Origin of the sequence: Nocardia sp. NPDC056564 (assembly GCF_042793755.1) — a bacterium.
In the GTDB taxonomy this organism is placed as follows: domain Bacteria; phylum Actinomycetota; class Actinomycetes; order Mycobacteriales; family Mycobacteriaceae; genus Nocardia.
The window spans coordinates 65,453-85,774 of sequence record NZ_JBHTUR010000023.1; the positions used below are offsets into that span (position 1 = coordinate 65,453).

Below are 20,322 nucleotides of genomic sequence, written 5' to 3' on the forward strand. Positions count from 1 at the left end.
TCGGTCTCGGCCGAGGTGCATCGCCGGTGTGATTATCGGCGGCCGGCGACCCACTGCAGGCCGCTGGTTTTCGTGTTGAACTGGACATCGTCACTGAATGACACTGTCACGGTGCCCTTTCCGGGCTTCGACCATTTCATGCCTTCGTCCGGCTCCACGGTGACAGTTCGGCGCTCCTCCGAGCCCGTGCACCCCTTCTCCACCTCTTCCTTCCCGTCTGCGTCCGCCATCTTGAGGTCGATGTCGGCCATACCGGTGCCCTCGACCGGTGCGGGAGCTTCCTGGCCTGCCTCGGCCTTCTTGGCGTCCTCCTTCACCGCGACGCTGAGCATCTTGTGCTTCGCCCCCTCGGCGCAGGTGAAAACAATGTCGACCAGCAGATTTCCCTTATCGTCGACAGCCGCGGCGGCGACGGACAGCGACTCACCTTCGGCGGCCGAAGCGACGCCGCCCACGCCGATCTGCATCGCCGCGGCAATCGCCATCGCGCTGCCGATCAGGACCTTTGATGTGCGCATAGAAACGCTACCTCCCATTGCTGTTTCGGCGACGCCGGCGGCCGAGCCAGGAGCTACCCGCGCGTCATGGATGCTCGGCAGAAGCTGCCGGTTGAAACGAATGAAGCAGGCTCTGGGCAATGCTCAGGAGAACTTTTGAACAACGTCCATCGCAATGTCCGGTGCCCGAGCGCAGGGCGGAATCGCCGACTGCACGGGCAGGCGATGCGCGGCGGCCGCATGCCTGAACGTCGGAACCCGATGGATCGCGCAAAGGTTAGCGCACGCCGTATGTCTCGGCAAAATGCCAGTTCAGGGGTTGTTTATGTCGGTTCGGGCAATGATCGGAAATGACTGAAAATTACACCCATCCAGAACTGTCGCGGCAACGAATAGATCAGTAGAAATCGAATTGCTCGCCGACCGATCGCGGTCTGAATCAAACGTCGCCGCTATACCGCACGCGCCGGTCCGGCCATCGCCGCGCGAACCTCGCCGATACTCGGATTCACCAGTTGGTGTCCGTTCGCGAGCACCGTCGGCGTGACCTCGTCCCCGCCGGTGATCGCCCGCACCTCCGCTGCCGCCTTCGGATCGCGAATATCGACCCGGCGGAACGGAATCCGCGCCGCCCACAGTCGCGCGCCCAGCCGCAAACAGAACGGGCACCCCCAACGCCAGTAGACGGTGATCGGCTCGCCCGCCGCGGAACTGGTCATCCACCGAGCGTATACCCGCCCCCGCCCACGTCAGCACCGTATTCGCCCCACCCGGCACGGAATTCGATCGATCCGGCCGCGCGACATCCCTACGGTCAAAGCGTGATCGATCGATTTATGGACAACCGACAAGCCACCGAAATCCTCCGTCCGATCCGCCCGGACACCGTCGTCACCGATGTCCGCCCCCGCACCGGCGGGCAATTGAAGCAAGACTGGTTCGCTTCGATCGGGGACGAGGGGCCATTGGTTGGTATTGCGGCGGATATTCGGGGGATGATCTGAAACATTTGGCGGTTTGTGTCACATCGATGGGGTCGGGGGGTGAGGATGCAAGGTATCTCGCTGGGGCGTGGTGCTCCGGCGCCAGGACTGAGGACCGGTTCATGATGGAGAGAGCCAGCTGGATGCGGGTCGGGGTGGTCGCGGGGATGGTGGGGGCGGCGGCGGTGTGTGCCATGCCGGGGGCGGGGGCGACGGTGACCCAGGTCGGTATGTCGCCGGGAATCAATTTCGGGTCGGCGACCAATTATGGGACCGGTTGCACCTATCAGGCGAAAGCGAAACTGACCGATGTGGTGCAGCCGGTGGTGTTCTACGACAACGGGATTCCGTTCGCGCAGGTGAAACCGTCCGGCGGTGTCGCGCTGGTGGATTGGGTGCCCGCGACGCCGGGGACGCACACGATCAGCGCCGTGCAGGCGCCCGACGACACCGTGGTGGCGAGCGTCGATCTGCGGGTCGGCAACGGCGTGCACCTGGGCTACGGCTGCAACGTCTTCGGCGGCTGAGCGCGCCTACTCGTCGACCAGATGGCGTAGGTAGCGGTCCGGTTCGGCGAGGAAGTCCCTGGTCAGCCGGACGGGTAGCGCCTGGTCGTAGCCGACCTCGCCGTCCTCGGCGATCTCGTAGATGGTCGCGCCGGGCAGCGCGAGCAAGATCGGGGAGTGGGTGGCCACCACGAACTGGCAGCCCTGTGCGGTCAGATCCGCCAGTAGCGCCAGCACGGTCGTGCAGCCGCGGGGCGACAGCGCCGCCTCGGGCTCGTCCAGCAGGTACAGCCCGTTCGGGAAGAAGCGCAGCCGCATCAGGTCCATGAACGATTCGCCGTGCGAGCGCTCGTGCGGCGAGACTCCGCCGAACACCGCCAGTTGGTCCCCTCCGAGCGCCTCGGTCGCGGTGGCGACGTTGTAGTACGACTCAGCGCGCAGGAAGAACCGGCTGCGTGGCTTGCGCGTACCCCACTTGACGACCAGATGGTGGCCGAGGACGGACTCGGTCGAGCGGGTGCTGAACCGATAGTTCTGGCTGCCGCCCTCCGGATTCATCCCGACCGCCACCGCCAGCGCCTCCACGAGGGTGGACTTCCCGCTGCCGTTCTCGCCGACCAGGAAGGTGACGCCCGGTGACAGTGCGAGGCCGCCTGCCCGCGCGAGTTGGGTCACGGCAGGCAGGTGGAACGGATATTCGTCCATGTCAACGGCGTTCGAATCGAGCCGCAGTTCGCGAAGGAATCCCGGGCGGTCGATGTGGTTGCGCACACCCCATCGTAGGAGCGAACAGGGCAGACGGAATCGCCTGGTCAGAATTTGTTTCACCGAGTGGTGGGTGCGGCGGAGCGGGGCTACCATCACCCCATTCAGCGGCCCGTGAGGAGGGGCGGTCATGATCAAGGTCGAGCTCGACATCCATTCCGACCAGACCAATCCGAAGTGGCTACTGGCGGCGGGGGACGAGGCGCAACTGCACGGATTGATCGCCGCGGCGCCGCGGGCCAACCCGATCGATGGTGAAAACGACAGTGCCTACCAAGGTTTCGTCGCGCAGCTGTCGGACGAGGAGACCGTGCGCGTCCAGCGCGGGGTCATCGAGATCGCGCGCGGCGCGGAACGCACGTATCGCACCGACGCCGACCGCGCGGTCGAGCGCTGGCTGCTGGCGACCGGACGGTCGACGCTCGCGCCGTGCGACTACCAGACTGTCGTTGCGGCGCTGTGGGATTGACGCGCCGGGATTGACGCGCCGGGATTGACGCGCGCGTAACCGCTCACGAGTTCCTATCTCCGGCCGCGGGCCGTGAACGCGCCCTTGACGCGTTGAACAAACTGACGCAATATGTTCAACATGAACAATGCGGTGTCGGGTGCATCTCGGGGCGCGGCCTCGATCGACCGCGGTCCGGAGCCGTTGTACGCGGGCACCCACCGGTGACCTCCTGCGCAACGGTCTCGCGCCCCGCAACACCCGGAGAGTGCGGACAACATGGCAAGTGACGACTTCGAGGTCGCGATCATCGGTGCCGGTCCCGGCGGCATCACCGCGGCCTATCACCTATTACGTTCCGGAATAACGAATTTCGTCATCCTGGAGCGCGCGGGCGAGTTCGGCGGCAGCTGGCGCGACAATGTGTATCCCGGCCTCGCCGTGGACATTCCGACGCTGTTCTATCAGTTCCCGTTCGCCCGCAAAGCCGATTGGTCGCGGCTGTTCCCCGAAGGCGCGGAGATTCAGCGGTACAACCAGCAGGTCGCCGAAGATCTACACCTGTACAAGTACTTTCGCGGTAACTGCGCGGTCGAGCGCGAGGTGTGGGACGACCGGGATCGGGTCTGGGTGCTCGACATCGCCGGGGACGAGCCGGTCCGGGCGCGGTTCGTGATCAACGCGGTCGGCGGATACATCAACGCGAAATCGACCGACACGATTCCGGGCACCGGCGAATTCGGCGGGACGATCCTGCGCCCGAACGCCTGGGATGCCGAATACTCGTACAGCGGTCAACGAGTCGCCGTGATCGGCACCGGATCCAGTTCGGTGCAGATCGTCGTGGCGATCCTCGACGAGGCCGAACGGGTGGATGTCTATCAGCGCACCCCCTCGTGGATCCTGCCCAAACCGGACTTCGCCTTTTCGCCACGCGCACAACGGATCCTGGCCATGCCGGGCGTGGCCGCAGCGATCAACGGAGCGGTGCTGGCGGCCATGGAGCTACCCCTGCAACTGATCTGCAACGTGCTCCCGTTGCTGCCTCGCCGGCTGCTGGCCGCGGCACTCCCGCAGTACGACCGGATCTGGCGCGGCCTGTACCGAGTCCTGTTGCGGCGCAGAATCAGTGACAACGCCGATCGGCAAAAGCTCGTCCCGCAGTACGGCATCCTGGCCAAGCGCCCCGTGCTGTCGAGCGGCTTCTTCGCCGCACTCGAATCGGACTCGGCGTCGCTGATTGCGAACCCGATCGAACGAATCACCGCCACCGGCATTCGCACCGCCGACGGCACGGACCGTCCGTACGACCTCATCGTCCTGGCCACCGGTTACGAACTGTTCACCGACCCGGAGACCTACTGCCCCGGGAAAATAGTGGGCCCCAACGGCTTCGATCTGGCGAACGAGTATCGCGACAACGGCCTGCGCAGCTATGGCGGTTCCGCGCACCCCGGCCTGCCCAATCGCTGGGCCCTGGTCGCACCCCAGGGCTTCGTCGGCGCGGCCTGGCACACGTTCGTCGACCTCACCGCGCGCCACGCGGTTCGGGTGATCACCGAGGCCAACCGCAGGGAAGCCGCTGTCGCACAGGTCCGTACCGAGGCGTTCGCCCGCTGGGTCCGCAAGATGAATCGGCACGGCAAGGTGATCAGCACCTACACCGTCGACTGCAACCCCGGCCTGCGCACCTATTTCGTCAACTCGCAGGGCGAAGCGCTCTACTACCGGCCGCAAACCATCAGCGGCGCACTGTGGTTCAGCCGGTTCTCGTCGATCGACGACTACTCCTTCACGTCCAGCACCTGAGTCCATCGAGAATCGAGGCAACCCTATGACCGCACTCGCCGGAAAAGTAGCGCTGGTGACCGGAGCCGCACGCGGACAGGGACGTTCGCACGCCGTCCGCCTGGCCCGCGCGGGCGCCGACATCGTCGCCATCGACGTCTGCGCGCAGAGCGCGAAGTTCAGCGGCTATCCGATGGCCGAGCCGGAGGATCTCGCCGAGACCGCCCGCCTGGTTGAGGCGGAAGGGCGCAAGGTTCTGGCCGAGCAGGTGGACGTGCGCGACCTCGCCGGCCAACAGGAGGCGGTAGCCGAGGTCGTCGCCACCTTCGGCCGCCTCGACATCGTGGTCGCCAATGCCGGCGTGTGCAGCTGGGGCCGGCTCTGGGAGATCTCGGCCGAACAGTTCCAGGAGGCGGTCGACGTCAACCTGGTCGGCGTGTGGAACACGGTCAAGGCGACGGTGCCCGCGATGATCGAGGCAGGCAACGGCGGCTCGATCATCACGGTGAGTTCCTCGGCCGGGGTCAAGGCGCCGCCTGGCTGTGGGCATTACACCGCAAGCAAATTCGGCGTCGTCGGGCTGACCAAGTCGCTGGCCGTCGAACTCGGCGAGTACGGGATCCGGGCGAACACGGTGCTGCCGTACGGCACCAACACCCCGCTCGGCAACGACACGTCGATGTACTCGATGTTCGAGCAGCACCCCGCGTTCGTCTACAGCTTTCCGCCGAACCTGCTGAAGACCGATGGGCTGGTGGAACCCGAAGAGATCTCCGAGGTCGTGGTGTGGCTCGCGAGCGACTCCTCCGGCGTCATCACCGGCGCCCAGATCCCCGTCGACAAGGGCTTCCTGGCCAGGTAGCCCGGCATGACATGTGTCATGCCGTAGTCGTGATGGTTGACAGATCTGCGCGCCCGCCGGCGTCCGTAGCGTCAATTCTCGTAGCGCACCGCAGAATACGCCGACGAGGAGCACCCGATGACCATCTCCGCATCCGACACCAGCAAGGTCGACCGGCCGGTCGAATCGACGGTCAAGCAGCACGCCTGGGTGGCGTCGATCGCCCGCGACATCGCCGTCCCGGTCGGCGCGTACTTCGTCCTGCACGCGCTGGGATACAGCGATTTCGCCGGGCTGCTCGCCGGCACCGTGCTCTCGGCGCTGATGGTGATCGGGCAGGCGATCCGGTCCCGGCGGCTGGAGCTGATGTCGGCGATCGTCCTGGGCGGCTTCGTCTTCGGCCTGGTCACCTCGCTGATCAGCGGCGACCCGCGGATGATGATCGCCAAGGATTCCATGGCGACGGTGCTGATCGGGCTCGCGTTCCTGATCAGCGCGATGATCGGCAAGCCGCTGACCTACCTGGTGGCGCGCAAGGCGGTCAGCGCGGGCGGTCCGGCCCGGGTCGCCGAACTCGAGACCGCCTACCGCACCGATCCGGCGAAGCGCCGCGCCTTCACCGTGCTGACCGTGATGTGGGGCGCCGGCCTGGTGTTCGAGGCCACGATCCGGATCGTGCTGGCCTACCAACTGCCGGTCCACACCATGGCGTGGCTGTCGCCGGTGCTGATGATCGCCGTGGTCGGCCCGCTCATCGCGCTCAGCATCGTGGCCCGCAATCGGGGCAGTCGCGCCTGAACGGTGGCGGTGCAGGCCCGGTCCGACACGGACCGGGCCTTCCGTTTATGGCCTCGGCCACTCGGGTCACGCAGGTAGTGTCGGTTTCGTGGAGTTTGCTACCTAACGGAATGGAGAAAGCTGTGCAGATCCAGATCAATACCGGAAGCGGCATCCACGGCGGCGCAGACCTGATGCGGTGGGCGGAAGCCGAGATCGCTTCGGCGCTCGACCGTTTCAGCGAACAGCTGACGCGGGTCGAGGCCCACCTGACCGACCAGAACGGCGACAAGGGCGGGCCGGAAGACAAGCAGTGCGTGCTGGAGGCCAGGCCCGCCGGGCAGCATCCGGTCGCGGCCACGCATCGCGCCGAAACGCTGGAAGAGGCGGTGCGCGGTGCGGCCGACAGCATGGTGCACCTGCTGGACAGCAAGTTCGGCAGGCTGCACCACGCCAAGGGTGGCGAGACGATCCGGCACATGGCCGCCCCGGAGTGATCAGGCCCCGGTGGTCGAGCCGGGCCGGACGATCATCAGCACGGTGACCACGACCCACAGCAGGTTGAAAATGCCTGTGTCCATGCCGAGTCGGCGGATCAGCGTCGGCGTCGTGCCGGGAAGGTCGGCGAGAATCTTGTGCTGGCCGGGCAGGATCAGCAGCGCGAGCACGCCGGCGGCGGCCGCGGTCAGGCCGATCGCGATGACGAGCCAGGTGTCGGTGAGCACGCCGAGGCTGAGCGCGGTGAGCGCGCCGAAGACCGGGACCAGGATCCCGAGGTAGGCGTAGACGCGGCAGATGCGGTGCAGCGTGCTCAGCACGGCGGGTTCGCTGCCGGGCTCAGCCAGGGCCCGGCGGGTGGTCGGCGGGAACATGCTCGCCGCGACCGTCACCGGCCCCACGGCGAGAATCACGGCCAGCACATGAACCGACAGCAGAAACTTCGTCACAGCGGCGAGGCTAACGGTCGATCGACCGGTGAGAAATAGGCGAAACTGCCACACACCGGTCGATTCTGGCCAACCGTGCCCGCCAGGTGATCTGCCTCATATGTGCAGCTCAGCGGTATTGGCTCGAATCCGGTAGCCACCTATTCTGGCGGCATGCATGTCGTGGCCGTGCTCGCCTTGGACAAGGTCATTCCCTCGGATCTGACCACTCCCATCGACGTGTTCGGCGCGGCGCGGCTGCCCGACGGCCGGGCCGCCTACCGGGTGCGGGTGTGCGGTGTCTCGCCGACGGTGGATGCCGGGGCGTTCACCTTGCAACCGCCGTTCGACCTCGCCGGGTTGGCCGACGCGGACACGATCATCGTGCCCGGGCGCGCCGATCTGACGCTGCCGGTGCCGGCGGAGGTCCTGGTCGCGCTGCGCCAGGCGGCCGCCCGCGGCACCCGCATCGCCTCGATCTGCGTCGGCGCGTTCATCCTGGCCGACACTGGTCTGCTGGACGGGTGCCGCGCGACCACGCACTGGGCCGCCGCCGGTGAGTTCGCGGCCCGCTATCCGTCCATCGAGGTCGACCCGGACGTGCTCTACGTGGACAACGGCCAGCTGCTCACCTCGGCGGGCGCAGCCGCGGGAATCGACCTGTGCCTGCACCTGATTCGCCGCGACCACGGCTCGGCCGTCGCCGCCGACGCCGCCCGGTTATCCGTCGTGCCGCTGGAACGTGAAGGGGGACAGGCGCAATTCATCGTGCACGACCAGCCGCCGACCCCGCGCGGCTCCGTGCTGGAACCCGTAACCCGTTGGCTGCAAGACAATTTCGCCAAGGACCTGACGCTCGACGACATCGCCGCGCAGGCCGGGATGAGCACCCGCACGCTCAACCGCCGCTTCCGCGAACAGACCGGAACCACGCCGCTGCAATGGCTGTTGCGCGCCCGGATCCGCCAGGCGCAGTACCTGCTCGAGTCGACCGCGCACCCGGTGGACCGGATCGCCGGACAGGTCGGTTTCGGTTCGCCGACCGCGTTCCGGGACCGGTTCAAGCGGGTGGTCGGCACCAGCCCGCACAGCTACCGCGCGGCCTTCCACGGGTCCGCCCTCGGCGACTGAATCGCGGCGGAAGCATGTCACGTCAAACCGGAGACTCTTGCTCCGTTTCTGGTTAGACTTCATCCGTCGAATTCCCGATCCACCATCGAGGCGAGGGACAGGTTAGTGATGACTGACAATGACGGAACACCCGCGATCGACCCCACCAGCATCGATTTCGAGCAGGCCTACCAGGGCGGCACCATCGTCGAGGGCCTGGTCATGGATCGGCTGCCGTGGGAGATCGGCAGGCCGCAACCGCTGCTCGTCGAATTCGAGCAGGCCGGGCGGATCACCGGTGACGTGCTCGACATCGGTTGCGGCCCAGGGGATACCACGATCTATCTGGCCGGCCTCGGCTATCGGGTGACCGGCTTGGACTTCGCGCCGACGGCGATCGAGAAGGCCAAGGCCAAGGCCGCCGACAGCGGCGTCACCGCGTCGTTCGCCGTCGCGGACGCGACCGTGCTGACCGGTTACGACGGCCGGTTCGACACCGTCGTCAGCAGCGCCCTCGCGCATTGCCTCGACCCGGAACAGCGCAAAGCGCACGTGGCCGCGCTGGTCCGGGTGATGCGACCCGGCGCGCGGTTGATCCAATTCTGTTTCTCCGAAGCCGATTTCAGCGAGACGTATGCCCCGTACTCGATCGGCGAGGACGAACTGCGTGCCACCTTCCGCGCGCCGGACTGGAACCTGACCGAGCTGCGCAACGGCAAGCTGACCGCGATCAAGCCGTCGCCGGAGTTCAAAGCGGTGATGGACCGCAGCGGGGCCAGGATGGAGTTCGACGCGGAGGGTTCGATGCTGTTGCCGATCTGGGTGGTGGAGGCCGAACGGGTCTGACCCGCGGCACCGATGATTTTCCGATCGCCGCTCCGTCAGATCAGGCAACACCGGCACTACTGATCCAGGAGATGGACGATGAGGAAAATCACCGCAGGCATGTTCGTGGCACTCGACGGCGTGGTCGCCGACCCGCAGGACTGGCACTTCCCGTACTTCAACGAGGAGATGGGTGCGGCGGTCTCCGCGCAGCTGGGGACCGCCGACACGCTGCTGCTCGGCCGGGTGACCTACGAGGGTTTCGCGGCGGCCTGGCCGGACCGGGAAGCGGCGGGCGGCGAGGACGCGGGCATGGCCAAGTCGATGGGGGACGCCCGCAAGATCGTCGTCACGCATCAGGATCTGGACCTGCCCTGGCGTAACTCCGAGGTGCTGAAGGGCGATCTGGTCGAGGCGGTGACCGCGCTGAAGAACGAGCCCGGCGGCGATATCGGCATGAGCGGGTCGGTGTCGGTCGTTCGCCAGCTGCTGCGGGCGGGGCTGCTGGACGAGCTGCATCTGCTGGTGCACCCGATCGCGGTGGGCAAGGGCCTGCGGTTGTTCGACGAGAACGATTCGACGCTGCCGTTGCGGCTGCTCTCCGCAGAGACGTTCAGCACCGGCGTGCTGCACCTCGTCTACACCAAGGACGAGGCGGCGCCGACCGGCGACTACGAGACGGCGAAAGCCGCACTGCCCAAGGATCAGTAGTCCGATCGCGGCGGGCTGTCCGGCACGGCCCGCACCGCGGGGGCGAGCAGGTGCGCGAGCCGCTTGACGTACTCGGTGGCGAGGACCGCCTGTCCGGCGGTGGCGAAGTGAATACCGTCCGCGCTCAACAGGTTCGGGCGTTCGTTGAGCGGATGGTCCCACATGTCGACCACCGCGGCGCCGAATTCCGCGGCGAGTGTGCGGGTCAGGTCGTTGACCCGGCGGACGCGGTCGCGCCAGTCCGGAAAGACCGGCACCACATAGGCTTTGCCGAGGGTGAACGCGGTCAGCCGGGCGCCCGTGCTCGCCGCCGTCCGGTACATCTCGCGCATCCCCCGTTCGATTTCACCGAAATCCGGTGTGCGGCGGACGATGTCGTTTGCGCCGGACGGCAGGTGTAGCAGGTCGGGGGCGAACGCCAGCATTCGATCCGCCTGGCGTCGAAGGGTTTCCGGGGTCGTGGCGCCGACCTCCGCGGTGTTGAGATACGCGAAGCCGGGCCGCACGCGGCGCAGGACATCGGCCACGCGATCGCTCCAGCCGAGCGAGGCGTAGCCCGGGCTCGGATCGCCGGTGCCGGCGGACAGGCTGTCGCCGATCACGGCGAATCGTTGCCAGGGGGCGTCGTAGATCAGGGCCGCGGCCGCGAGCGGTGGCAGGCAGAACGGATCGGTTTCCTCGGAGGTGGGTACTGCCAGGGTCATAAAACAAACAATACGTGCGTACGTATGTCTATTTCAATGGTCAATCCTCGGCCATGGCCTGCAGTAGGTCCCGCAGGGCTTTCTGCTGAGCGGCGGTGAGCGAGGTGAGCGGCGATTCGGCGCCGAGCAGTTCGACCGCGTCCGCGCGCCGCCGCCGCCCGGCCGGGGTCAGCACGACCTGCTTGGCTCGTCGATCGGTCGGGTGGGGTTCGCGGCGGATCAGCTCCTGCTGTTCGAGTCGATCGAGGACGAAGGTCGCGTTGGACGGCTCGCAGGACATCCGGGTGGCGAGTTCGCGCGCGGTGATCGGCTCCGACAGTTCGCGCAGCGCGATGACCTGGGATGGGGTGAGTTCCAGCTGTTCGGCGACGCGCCGGACGTGCACGTCGAGCCGGTGGGTGAACCGGTGCACCAGCTTGCAGACGTCCCGGTCGAGTTCGGTGTCCACGGTCGGCGGGGGCTGGCGCGTCATTGTTCCGAGTCTAGCGCTCATGGTTCGAACTGTGATAGTTCTAGTTCGTATCATTTGAGTTAGAACTATATGAGGATGCCTGATGCGCCCTGCTGTGTTTTCCCTGATGTTGGTGGTGTTCAGCCTCACGACCGGGGAGTTCGTGATCGCCGGGATTCTGCCGGAAGTGGCTGAGGGGCTGGATATTTCGGTGTCATCGGCGGGAATGCTGGTGACCGCGTACGCGATCGGGATGATCGTCGGCGGGCCGGTGGTCACCGTGGCGACGGCTCGGGTGCCGCGTAAGCGGCTGGTGGCCGGGCTGGTGCTGTTCGCGGTCGCCGCGAATGCCGGATCGGCGATCGCGCCGAATTACGCTGTGCTGCTGGTGATGCGTGGTGCGGCGGGGTTGGTCGTGGCCACCTTCTTCGCGGTGGCGATCGCCACCGCGGTGTCGACCGCGGTGCCCGGCAAGGCGGCCGCGGCGGTGGCGCGGGTGGCGCTCGGAATGAACCTGGGGATCGTGCTCGGTACGCCGATCGGGGCGGTCGTGGGCCAAAGCCTCGGTTGGCGTGCGACTTTCGTCGCGGTGGCGTTGTGCGCCGCGGTGGCGCTGCCGTTGGTGATCCGGTTCATGCCGGATCTGCCCGCGGCCGAGGGGTCGGTATTCGGCGAATTGCGCGTCTTCGGTGACCGTGGGGTGTGGTGGGCGATCGGGCTCACGGCGCTCGGAAACATCGGTGTGGTTACCGTATTCACCTTCATCACGCCCCTGCTCACCGATGTGAGTGGGTTCGCCGCGAGTACGGTTCCGGTGCTGCTGCTGGTGTACGGCGTCGGCGCGGTGGTCGGCAACCAGGTGGGCGGATGGTTGGCCGACCGGGCATTGCTGCCTTCGGTGACCGGACTGCTCGCGGCCTCGGCCTGCGCGCTGTTTCTGTTCTGGCTCTTCGGCGGCAACCAAATAGCGGCGGCGATACTGACTTTCGTGATCGGCGCACTGGCGTTCGCGATGATTCCCGGAATGCAGACCCGGGTGGTCGCGGCGGCGGCCGTGGCGCCGACGCTGGCGGTCGCGGTCAACGCCTCCGGATTTCAGCTCGCGGCGGCATTCGCCGGACGGCTGGGCGGCGGAATCATCGGGGATGGATCGGGCTTGCGATCGATTCCGCTGGTCGGTGCGGCGCTCACCGTGGCCGGTGCGGCGTTGGCGGCCTACCTGTGGTGGCGGGAGCGCGGCACCGCCCCCGAACGGACGCGGGCGGTCGCCGAAAACCGTTAGGTCGCTAGTGCTTTGGCGACGATGCCGCCGGTGATCGCCTTCGTCAGGTAGTTCGTCGAGTCGTGCGGGCTAGCGCCGTTGTCCAGTGGCGCCTCGGTGATCGGGGCGACGCCGGCGCCGGGGAACGGCGGGAAGTACGGGACGAGGTCGAGGTGGGCGGCGACCAGGTCATCGCGGTCGACCAGGTTGTGCCAGCCGGCAACGGATTTGGGCACGGTGGACGGCTTCGGGCGGAGCCGGTCGTAGATGACCGTGCGCAGGCCGAGCGGCGAACCCATGGTCAGCAGGGTCACCTCCTGGTCGACCCGGTGCAGCGCCTCGTAGGCGACGACCGAGCCGAGCGAGTGCGCGACGATGAGCTTCGTCTCCGGGCCGATGTGGGCGAGCACCTGCTGCTGCGCGTACTCGCGGACGGCCGGATCGGTGAAGTAGCGGGTGACCTGCGACAGTGCCCGCACCACGAACTTCTCCGCGAGACCGACGCCGAACGGAGCGAACCAGCGCAGCCGGACCAGCGCGTTGAGGGCCGGGCGCAGTGCGGCCTGCGCCCCCTGCGCCTTGGCCTCCGGCGGGGGTACGGCGCTGAGCCGCTGCGCGGTGGCCCGGTCGCGCTGGTCGCTCGCGAACTCGGCCGCGGTCGCCAACCACTCCTCGGCGAGTTGCTCCATGAGTTCGAGCTGCTCGGCGTCCAGGTCGCCGACCGCGGTGCCCTGCGCGCCCTTGGCCAGGAACTGGTTGCCGTAGAACGCCATCCTGGTCGAGATGTCGCCGGGTAAACCGTTGCGCCACAAGCGATCGGCGAGTTCGCCGTCGCCGTGATTGCGCACCCCGCCGGCCAGCCCCGGCAGCCACTGCGCCTCCAGGGTGTCGGCCGCGGCCTGCTCCTGGGCGATCCCGTGCACGAGGACGATGGTTGCCAACGTCCACCCCTTTCGTTGGACGGTCGAGTCCGGCGTACGGCGTTCATTCTCGCCGAGTCGGCACCGATTGTCCGGTGTCGATTCGATCGGTGCGCCATTTGATCGAGCAGCCCATGCTCGGCCGGTGCGGCTCGGGCACCGGCCTGCCGTCCAGGACCGCCTCGATCGCGGCGCGCAATGCGTTGCCGGTCAACGGTTTTCCGTTGCCGGGGGTGGATTCGTCGAAGGCGCCCCGATAGGCGAGGGCGAGGGCCGCGTCGTAGAGGAAGAAGTCCGGGGTGCACGCGGCCTGGAAGGCGTGGCCTACTTCCTGGGACTCGTCGACCAGGTAGGGAAACGTCCATCCGGCGCGAATGGCTTGGTCGCGCAGCCGGATCGGGGAGTCGTCGGGGTAGCTGACGATGTCGTTGGTGCAGATGGCCACCGTCGGGATGGGGAGCGAGTCGACGAGTTCGCCCAGCGCCGCCTCGAGATGCTTGACGTACGGGCAGTGATTGGACGCGAAGACGACGAGCAGGCCCGGCCCGTCGGCGAAGTCGGCGCGCGAATGTGTGCGGTGATCCAGATCGGGCAGCCGGAAGTCCGGTGCCGGTGTGCCGAGGGGAACCATGCGGGATGCGAGCGCCATGGAAGTGCTTCCGTCGGGATCGAAGACGGGTACGAGCGTAACTCCGTTCGATGGCGTTCGCCGGGGATCAGGTGGTCAGATCGGCCGGATCGGTATTCGCGCCGCACACCACGACGCACACCTTCTCCCCGGGTTCCGGGCGCAACGCCGGTGAATCGACACCCCCGCGCAGTGCGGCAAGCGCTGTGGCGGCACCGTATTCGACGGCGAGGCGCCGGTCCTCCCAGAGCGCCCGGCGGGCGGCGACGATGTCGGCGTCGTCCACCAGCACCGAGGTGACGTCGTAGTTCTGTGCGGCGTAGAGCGCCAGCTCGGTGGCCCGGCGGGCACCGAGGGAGTCCGCGGCGATCGAATCGATCTCCACGTCGACCAGCTCACCCGCCTCGATCGACGCGTTGAGCGCGCGGCACCGCGCGGGCTCCACCGCGATCGTCCGGATGCCGTAATGCTGCGCGGCGGTGGCGATTCCGGCGAACAACCCGCCGCCGCCGACGGCGACCACCACGGTGTCCAGCCCGGGCAGTCGCTGATGGATCTCCTCCATCAGCGTGCCGGCGCCCGCGGCGATCAACGGGTTGTCGTAGGCGTGCGACAGCAAAGCGCCGGTCGTGGCGGCGAATTCGCGACTGGCCGCGAGCGCGTCGGCGTACTGCGTGCCGATCAGCGTGACCTCGGCGCCGTAGGAGTGCAGCCGGTCCACCTTCACCTTCGGCGCGGTGGCAGGCAGGAACACCGTAGCCCGCACGCCCAGACTGCGCGCGGCCCAGGCGCAGGCGAGCCCGGCATTGCCGCCGGAGGCGATGGTCACGCCCGGGTCCGGCAGCGTGCCGTTCTCCCGATGCGTGAGCAGGAAGTTCAGTGCGCCTCGGGCTTTGAAGCTGCCGGTGTGCTGGAGGAACTCCAGCGCGAACCACAGGTGCGCGTCGTCGGCGGGAGCGAGGGCGATCGGCCGGACCCGGCCAGCCACCCGCTCGACGGCGGCCTTGATATCGCTGTGGGTCAGTTCCATCGGCGTCCTCAGTGTTCGCGGCGGTGCGGAGCGAACTCCAGGGTAAGCAGCGCGGCGGCGGCGATGATCACCTCGCGCCAGCGGATCAGCACGAACCGCTGATCGGTCAGCGCGTGGAACTTGCGCAGGAACCGGTACAGCGATTCCAGCCGGATCAGCGGATCACCAAGGTGCACAGCGACATAGATCAGCTTGGCGGTGCGCGACTTCTCTTTGTCGGCGAACAGCTCGGGGAACGGCGCGAAGGCCAGAGAGATCCGGTGGATGTCGTGCTCGCGGGCGTAGTCGACCAGGTCGATGATCATCCGCTCGTCCAGGCCGTTGGGCGCGTCCTTGCGCCGCCACGGCACGTCGAGGCTGAGCTCGCGGCCGCGGTTGGACACGCCGTAGCGCTGGAAGCCGGCCAGCGTTCCGTGCTCGTCCTTGGCCATCACCACCAGCATGTTCGGGTTCCGGCCGTCGAGCAGGTGGTCCAGGATCATGGAGAAGCCGCGGGTCTGCCTGCCGTGGCCCCACGAGTCGACGATGGCGAGCAGTTCGTCGCGTTGCCGGTCGGTGAGCGCGGACTCGTCCACGATCTCGGTGGTGACGCCGAAGTTGCGGGTGCGGCTGACCGCCTGGCGCAGGTTGCGGAAGTGCCGCCCGACCATGGTGAACTCGTCCACGTCGATCACCACGTCGCGGCCGATCGGGACGGCGTGCAGCCCGCGATGATCGAGCGCGCGGCGCTGCCACAGCTCGGCCAGCTCGGGGCTGGCGCCGAGCACCGCGACCCGCCAGCCCTGGTTGATCGCGAATTCGGAGAACTCCGTGAGCAATTCGGGGAAGGCCGCGCGGTCGCCGATCGGATCGCCCGCCACCACGGCGATGCCGAAGCGGGTGCGGTAGCCGATGCCGGCAGTCGAATCGTCGTTGAAGAAGTAGGTTTTCGAGGAGTGCAGGGCGAACGGCGCCAGTGGGTCCAGTTCGGTCCGGCCGACCAATTCGGCGACCCGGTAGAGCTGTTCGGGCTGCGGCCTGCTCGACTGCGGCAGCACCATGATCAATCCGCTGGAGGCGAGCAGTACGAACCCGATGCCGGGATGCTCGGCGCGGTAGGCGAGGCTGGCGATCGCGAGCACCAGCACGGCGACCGCGAAGTGCGCCAAGGTGATCGGTCGGCGCAGGTGCAGCCCGCGGGCCACGAACACGCCCGCCACCGCGATTCCCATGAACCACGCGTGGTCGGCGCCGTCCTTCGCCGCGGGATGGGCCGCGTACACCAGCAGCACGCTCACGACCAGCGCGACGCCGATGAACACCGGGCGGGTCGACGAGGTGGTCGTGAGCGCGGCCTGGCGGTACCCGGTGAAGGGGGAGTAGCGCTGCGCGGCCGCCGCCGTTCCCCGTTCGTCACTCACGCTGATACTCCGCCCCGTGGTCGCGTTCCTCCATCCACAACAGCATCGCCATGTGGTCCTCCCGTGATCGCCTACTCACAACACTATGCGGAACCGGCGGTTCCAGCGGCAACGACCCCCTGGAAACCGTCCGGTTGGTCGCGTGACGGGCACACGGCTGTCCCGTGGCTGGAGTCGATGCCGACTCCAGCGGAAACATCGGATGATAGGGCCTTTATTCCGGCCGGAAGGAACGCCGCAGCAGCGCAAGGAGATCGTCGAGGTGGCGCTGGTACGCGTCCTGGCGATACGCGGGCAGATCCCGCATGGTGAAACCGTGCGGAGCATCCTGGTAGACGACCGAGGTGTGCCGCACCCCCGCCTTGTCCAGCGCCTGCTCGAGCCGGGTGATGTCCTCGGGCGGCATGGATCCGTCGTGGTCGGCGTGCGCGACGAACAGTTCCGCGGTGATGTCCGCCGCGGTGTGGTGCGGGCTGTCCGGGCGGTCGTCGGCCGCGAGGAAGCCGCCGTGGAAACTGGCCGCGGCGGCGATCTGGTCGCCGAAGGTCGCCGCGGTGCGCAGGGCGAGGCGGCCGCCCATGCAGTAGCCGGTCGTCGCCAGCGGGCCCGGCGTCACCAACTCGTTGGCGGACAGCCACGCGAGATAGCCGTGCGCGTCCTGCATCGCCTTGTCGGGAGTGAGCGCCTCCCGCACCGGGGCGAGGGCGGTGAAGAAGGCGCCCATCGCGTCCGGTTCGCTGAAATCGGGCAGCGGCACCACCGGGGCGCGGCCGGAGCGGTAGAAGAAGTTCGGCGCCAGTACGGCGAACCCGTGCCCGGCAATGGTTTCCACCATCTCGCGCAGCCACGGCCGCAGGCCGAGCGCGTCCGGATAGAACAGCAGGCCCGGATGCGCGATGCCATCGGCGGGATGGGCGAAGTAGGCGTCGGCGGTGCCGTCCGGCAGTGGAATTTCGATCGTGTCGAACGCGACGGGCGAAGTCATCAGGCGAGTCTCCGTGGAGTAATGGGGACAACGAACGAGCCAACATTACTCCGGCAAATTACTGAATAAATCGGCGATTTCGGGCGCGTGTAGTCTCCATTCGGCTTCGAAGTTGTCATGCTCTGTCTGTCGGCGGCGTGCACGTGGTCACGAGGCGCACCCCGCAGTTCGATCGCTGATCCGTACCAATCGCCTGGTAAGTGGGGCGCGACGAGAGGGTTTGAGCTGTGAAATTGATTTGGCTGGTGGGTCCGGCGCTGGTCGCGGTGGTCGTGTCGGGCTGTTCCGACGACAAGTCCGCGAGCAGCCAATCGTCCTCGTCGAGTAATCCGGGGACGTCGAGTTCGGAAGAGACCACGCCCGCCGCCGGCGACGACAGCGAAACCGGCGGCGGCGTGCGGATCGCGCTCGGCGAGACCAAAAAAGTCGCGGTGCCCGCCGACGCGGTGATGGATATCCGGGTGCCCGCGGAGTGGGGCGCGGCGGCAAATGAGCTGCGCTGCACGGTGGTCGACAGTTCCGGCCGGAACGAAGATCTGCGCTCCTCGGATGTGAAAAAGACCGAATCGGTGAATGGCAAGGACTGGATGACGGTGTGGACGTTTTCCGCCGCCCCGGTCGGCGATGTCACGGTCGGTTGCAAAGACCCCGACGCGAAAATCGCCGCCGCGCATCCCGACGCGTTCGTGCGCGTCGTTCCGCGCGGGGTGATGCCGATGCCTGCCCAGCGCTGAGGTCCGGCGGCAGGCGGGTCGGTCACGCGGCCTCGGCCGGAGTCGGGCGGTAGACCCGGGCGGCCACGGACTGCAGGACCGACAGGCGGGTCAGCTTGTTGCGCAACCAGATGTGGCTGCCCGCAGCGGGAATCAGCATCGCGCTGCTGGCCCGGACCGCGCGCTGACGCTTCAGCACGGTGGGACGCAGCCCGTCCTGGTAGCGGGTGAACGCGATTCGGTGGTCACCGCCGGTCGCGGCCAGTTCCCCGGCGAGCAGGTGCGCGCCCGCCAGCGCGAGGGCAGCGCCCGCGCCGGACAGCAGCGTCGCGCAGTAGCCCGCGTCGCCGACCAGCACGACCCGGCCGTTCGACCAGGTCGGCATGCGGACCTGGCTCACCGCGTCGAGATAGAACCCCTCGTCGGCGCTCGCCTGGTCCAGCAGCGCGGGCACTCGCCAGCCCTGACCGCCGAAGTAGCCGCGCAGCAACGACTTCTGCGCTTCCTGGTCGCGATGATCGATGTCGAGCACCCTTGGCTCGCGGAAGGCGAAGAACGCGGTGGCCAGGTCGTGGTTGCCCGAGCGGTAGACGCCGGCGACCTTGCCCGGGGTGTTGTACAGAACCACCGAACGCGGGCGGCCGAGAGCGGCGTCGACGCGGGCGGTGGCGAAGTAGATGCCGAGATGGTGCAGCGCGTCGGCCTCGGGGCGGACCGCGAGATCGCGCACCCGCGAATGCGATCCGTCGGCGCCGATCACCAGGTCGAACTCGGCCTGCCTGCCGCTGTCGAAGGTGACGTCCACGCCGTCATGGCGCTGGGCGATGGTGGCGATCGAATCGCCGAACGTGTAGTCGACGTCGCCCGCGGTGGCGTCGTAGAGCACCCGGGCCAGGTCGCCGCGCATGATCTCGATGTCGCCCTCGGCGTTGAAGGTGCTGGTCGGCATGCTCGCCGCGCGGCGGTCGGCGGCGTCGACGAAGGTCAGGTCGCGGATGTCGGTCGCCCGTTCGCGCAGTGCGGGCAGGATGCCCATTGCCGTGGCGATGCGCACCGAGTCGCCGCGGATGTCGACGCCGTTGCCGCCCTCGCGTAAGGCGGGGCTCCGCTCGACGACCGTGGGCTGAAAGCCGTTGCGGGCCAGCCAGAAGGCGAGGGCGGGACCGGCGATGCTGGCACCGGAGATAAGTACGCGGGAGTTGTTCGGCACGGTGGCCTCCTCGGGATCGATACTGACCGTTGGTCAGTTACGAAGGTAGATTACTGACCAACGGTCAGTCAAGCGATAAGATCGAGCCGTGAGTGACGAAACGGCGTCGAATACCCAGGCGCGGATCCTCGAGGCGGCGATGGCCCTGTTCGCCGCGCATGGCTATCACCGCACTTCGGTGCGCGCGATCGCCGAGCAGCTCGGCATCAGCAAGGCCGGTGTGCTGTACCACTATCCGAGCAAGTACGACATCCTCGCCGGGCTGGCGGAACCGCTGCTCACGGCCATGGAGTCGGCCGTCGCCGAGGCTCGGCACCCGGATCCGGGCGAGGCTCGGCGCCGGGTGATCCACGGGTTGCTGGAGACGTTCATCGCCCACCGCTATCTGCTTCGGCTCAACGTCAACGACCTCGCATTGGCTGCTCCCGGAAGCATTTTCGATCGCTTCCGGGACACGATGATGCAGGCGAATCTGCTGGTTGCCGGGCCGAACGCGACCTTTGCCGAGCGGGTGCGGGCGAGCCAGGCGATCGCCGGGCTGAGCGATCCGGTCGTGCTGTACGCCGAGGTGCCGGTCGAAGAGTTGCGGACCGAGGTGCTCGAAGGCGTGCGGCTGCTGCTGTCCGTCGATCCCGCCCCCGCCACCGGGCAGCGCGGGCGTCCCGCCGCGATGACGCCCGAACTGGTCGCGCAGGCTCGTCATCTGCACGAGGTGGAAAAGCGCAGCGTTCCGGATGTCGCGCGAGTCCTCGGTGTCTCGCGGGCGACGGTCTACCGATATCTCAAATAGTGTCTCTTTTTGAGACAGTATTTTTGAGACCATCTGTGGAGCCGGTGGAAAGC

General features: G+C 67.6%; 25 protein-coding genes. 13 read left to right on the forward strand and 12 right to left on the reverse strand.

Annotated elements, in window-relative coordinates; translation table 11 throughout:
* Positions 1–32: 32 nt before the first annotated feature.
* Entirely contained in the window at positions 33–518 is a 486-nt protein-coding gene (locus ACFQ9K_RS38230) for a hypothetical protein (protein WP_378720156.1), read from the reverse strand.
* Positions 519–949: 431 nt separating this feature from the next.
* Positions 950–1,216 (reverse strand): glutaredoxin family protein, encoded by a 267-nt coding sequence (locus ACFQ9K_RS38235; RefSeq protein WP_378720157.1) that lies wholly within the window; start codon positions 1,214–1,216, stop codon positions 950–952.
* Between the two features lie 102 nt (positions 1,217–1,318).
* Here ACFQ9K_RS38235 and ACFQ9K_RS38240 point away from each other — a divergent pair, with 102 nt between their 5' ends.
* On the forward strand, positions 1,319–1,501 hold the full coding sequence (locus ACFQ9K_RS38240; protein WP_378720158.1) for a hypothetical protein: 183 nt from the start codon (positions 1,319–1,321) through the stop codon (positions 1,499–1,501).
* A gap of 101 nt (positions 1,502–1,602) precedes the next feature.
* Entirely contained in the window at positions 1,603–2,007 is a 405-nt protein-coding gene (locus tag ACFQ9K_RS38245) for a hypothetical protein (RefSeq protein WP_378720159.1), read from the forward strand.
* A gap of 6 nt (positions 2,008–2,013) precedes the next feature.
* On the opposite strand, the gene ACFQ9K_RS38250 is transcribed toward ACFQ9K_RS38245, so the two are convergent.
* On the reverse strand, positions 2,014–2,691 hold the full coding sequence (locus ACFQ9K_RS38250; protein ID WP_378720160.1) for an AAA family ATPase: 678 nt from the start codon (positions 2,689–2,691) through the stop codon (positions 2,014–2,016).
* A gap of 190 nt (positions 2,692–2,881) precedes the next feature.
* Between ACFQ9K_RS38250 and ACFQ9K_RS38255 the strand changes: the two genes are divergently transcribed.
* From ACFQ9K_RS38255 to ACFQ9K_RS38275, 5 genes are all read left to right on the forward strand, one after another.
* The gene (locus ACFQ9K_RS38255) at positions 2,882–3,220 is read left to right on the forward strand and encodes a hypothetical protein (protein WP_378720161.1); all 339 of its coding nucleotides are present in this window, start codon (positions 2,882–2,884) and stop codon (positions 3,218–3,220) included.
* Between the two features lie 258 nt (positions 3,221–3,478).
* Positions 3,479–5,008: a flavin-containing monooxygenase gene (locus tag ACFQ9K_RS38260; protein WP_378720162.1), complete on the forward strand. Its 1,530-nt coding sequence runs from the start codon at positions 3,479–3,481 to the stop codon at positions 5,006–5,008.
* 25 nt (positions 5,009–5,033) lie between these two features.
* Positions 5,034–5,849: a mycofactocin-coupled SDR family oxidoreductase gene (locus tag ACFQ9K_RS38265; protein WP_378720163.1), complete on the forward strand. Its 816-nt coding sequence runs from the start codon at positions 5,034–5,036 to the stop codon at positions 5,847–5,849.
* Between the two features lie 117 nt (positions 5,850–5,966).
* A complete protein-coding gene (locus tag ACFQ9K_RS38270; RefSeq protein WP_378720164.1) occupies positions 5,967–6,626 on the forward strand; it encodes a VC0807 family protein in 660 nt (219 codons plus the stop codon).
* A 122-nt stretch (positions 6,627–6,748) separates the two neighbouring features.
* Positions 6,749–7,102 (forward strand): HPF/RaiA family ribosome-associated protein, encoded by a 354-nt coding sequence (locus tag ACFQ9K_RS38275; protein WP_378720165.1) that lies wholly within the window; start codon positions 6,749–6,751, stop codon positions 7,100–7,102.
* Here ACFQ9K_RS38275 and ACFQ9K_RS38280 read toward each other — a convergent pair whose 3' ends face one another.
* Positions 7,103–7,552 (reverse strand): hypothetical protein, encoded by a 450-nt coding sequence (locus ACFQ9K_RS38280; RefSeq protein ID WP_378720166.1) that lies wholly within the window; start codon positions 7,550–7,552, stop codon positions 7,103–7,105.
* A 153-nt stretch (positions 7,553–7,705) separates the two neighbouring features.
* Between ACFQ9K_RS38280 and ACFQ9K_RS38285 the strand changes: the two genes are divergently transcribed.
* The 3 genes from ACFQ9K_RS38285 (at position 7,706) to ACFQ9K_RS38295 (ending at position 10,177) form a co-directional block, all read left to right on the forward strand.
* The gene (locus ACFQ9K_RS38285; RefSeq protein ID WP_378720167.1) at positions 7,706–8,662 is read left to right on the forward strand and encodes a GlxA family transcriptional regulator; all 957 of its coding nucleotides are present in this window, start codon (positions 7,706–7,708) and stop codon (positions 8,660–8,662) included.
* 108 nt (positions 8,663–8,770) lie between these two features.
* Entirely contained in the window at positions 8,771–9,487 is a 717-nt protein-coding gene (locus ACFQ9K_RS38290; protein WP_378720168.1) for a class I SAM-dependent methyltransferase, read from the forward strand.
* Between the two features lie 78 nt (positions 9,488–9,565).
* Positions 9,566–10,177 carry a dihydrofolate reductase family protein gene (locus tag ACFQ9K_RS38295; protein ID WP_378720169.1) on the forward strand — a complete coding sequence of 204 codons (612 nt, stop codon included), beginning with the start codon at positions 9,566–9,568 and terminating at the stop codon, positions 10,175–10,177.
* Here ACFQ9K_RS38295 and ACFQ9K_RS38300 read toward each other — a convergent pair.
* Positions 10,171–10,881, reverse strand: coding sequence for an SGNH/GDSL hydrolase family protein (locus tag ACFQ9K_RS38300; RefSeq protein WP_378720170.1), 711 nt, complete (start codon positions 10,879–10,881; stop codon positions 10,171–10,173). The genes ACFQ9K_RS38295 and ACFQ9K_RS38300 overlap by 7 nt on opposite strands.
* A 40-nt stretch (positions 10,882–10,921) precedes the next feature.
* A complete protein-coding gene (locus ACFQ9K_RS38305; RefSeq protein WP_378720171.1) occupies positions 10,922–11,353 on the reverse strand; it encodes a MarR family winged helix-turn-helix transcriptional regulator in 432 nt (143 codons plus the stop codon).
* 82 nt (positions 11,354–11,435) lie between these two features.
* On the opposite strand from ACFQ9K_RS38305, the gene ACFQ9K_RS38310 reads away from it, so the two are divergent.
* Positions 11,436–12,614, forward strand: a complete 1,179-nt coding sequence (locus ACFQ9K_RS38310; RefSeq protein ID WP_378720172.1) for an MFS transporter — start codon at positions 11,436–11,438, stop codon at positions 12,612–12,614.
* Here ACFQ9K_RS38310 and ACFQ9K_RS38315 read toward each other — a convergent pair.
* From ACFQ9K_RS38315 to ACFQ9K_RS38335, 5 genes are all read right to left on the reverse strand, one after another.
* Positions 12,611–13,534 (reverse strand): hypothetical protein, encoded by a 924-nt coding sequence (locus tag ACFQ9K_RS38315; protein WP_378720173.1) that lies wholly within the window; start codon positions 13,532–13,534, stop codon positions 12,611–12,613. The two genes, ACFQ9K_RS38310 and ACFQ9K_RS38315, sit on opposite strands and share 4 nt — an antisense overlap.
* A gap of 43 nt (positions 13,535–13,577) precedes the next feature.
* Positions 13,578–14,162, reverse strand: a complete 585-nt coding sequence (locus tag ACFQ9K_RS38320; RefSeq protein ID WP_378720174.1) for a thioredoxin family protein — start codon at positions 14,160–14,162, stop codon at positions 13,578–13,580.
* Positions 14,163–14,229: 67 nt separating this feature from the next.
* Positions 14,230–15,171 carry a threonine/serine dehydratase gene (locus ACFQ9K_RS38325; protein ID WP_378720175.1) on the reverse strand — a complete coding sequence of 314 codons (942 nt, stop codon included), beginning with the start codon at positions 15,169–15,171 and terminating at the stop codon, positions 14,230–14,232.
* Between the two features lie 8 nt (positions 15,172–15,179).
* Positions 15,180–16,571, reverse strand: coding sequence for a bifunctional lysylphosphatidylglycerol flippase/synthetase MprF (locus ACFQ9K_RS38330; protein WP_378720176.1), 1,392 nt, complete (start codon positions 16,569–16,571; stop codon positions 15,180–15,182).
* A 214-nt stretch (positions 16,572–16,785) separates the two neighbouring features.
* Complete coding sequence (locus ACFQ9K_RS38335; protein ID WP_378720177.1) at positions 16,786–17,556, reverse strand: dienelactone hydrolase family protein; 771 nt, start codon at positions 17,554–17,556, stop codon at positions 16,786–16,788.
* Positions 17,557–17,783: 227 nt separating this feature from the next.
* Between ACFQ9K_RS38335 and ACFQ9K_RS38340 the strand changes: the two genes are divergently transcribed.
* On the forward strand, positions 17,784–18,290 hold the full coding sequence (locus ACFQ9K_RS38340; protein WP_378720178.1) for a hypothetical protein: 507 nt from the start codon (positions 17,784–17,786) through the stop codon (positions 18,288–18,290).
* A 22-nt stretch (positions 18,291–18,312) separates the two neighbouring features.
* Here ACFQ9K_RS38340 and ACFQ9K_RS38345 read toward each other — a convergent pair whose 3' ends face one another.
* Positions 18,313–19,479 carry an FAD-dependent monooxygenase gene (locus ACFQ9K_RS38345; protein ID WP_378720179.1) on the reverse strand — a complete coding sequence of 389 codons (1,167 nt, stop codon included), beginning with the start codon at positions 19,477–19,479 and terminating at the stop codon, positions 18,313–18,315.
* Between the two features lie 88 nt (positions 19,480–19,567).
* Between ACFQ9K_RS38345 and ACFQ9K_RS38350 the strand changes: the two genes are divergently transcribed.
* On the forward strand, positions 19,568–20,269 hold the full coding sequence (locus ACFQ9K_RS38350; protein WP_378720180.1) for a TetR family transcriptional regulator: 702 nt from the start codon (positions 19,568–19,570) through the stop codon (positions 20,267–20,269).
* Positions 20,270–20,322: the final 53 nt, after the last annotated feature.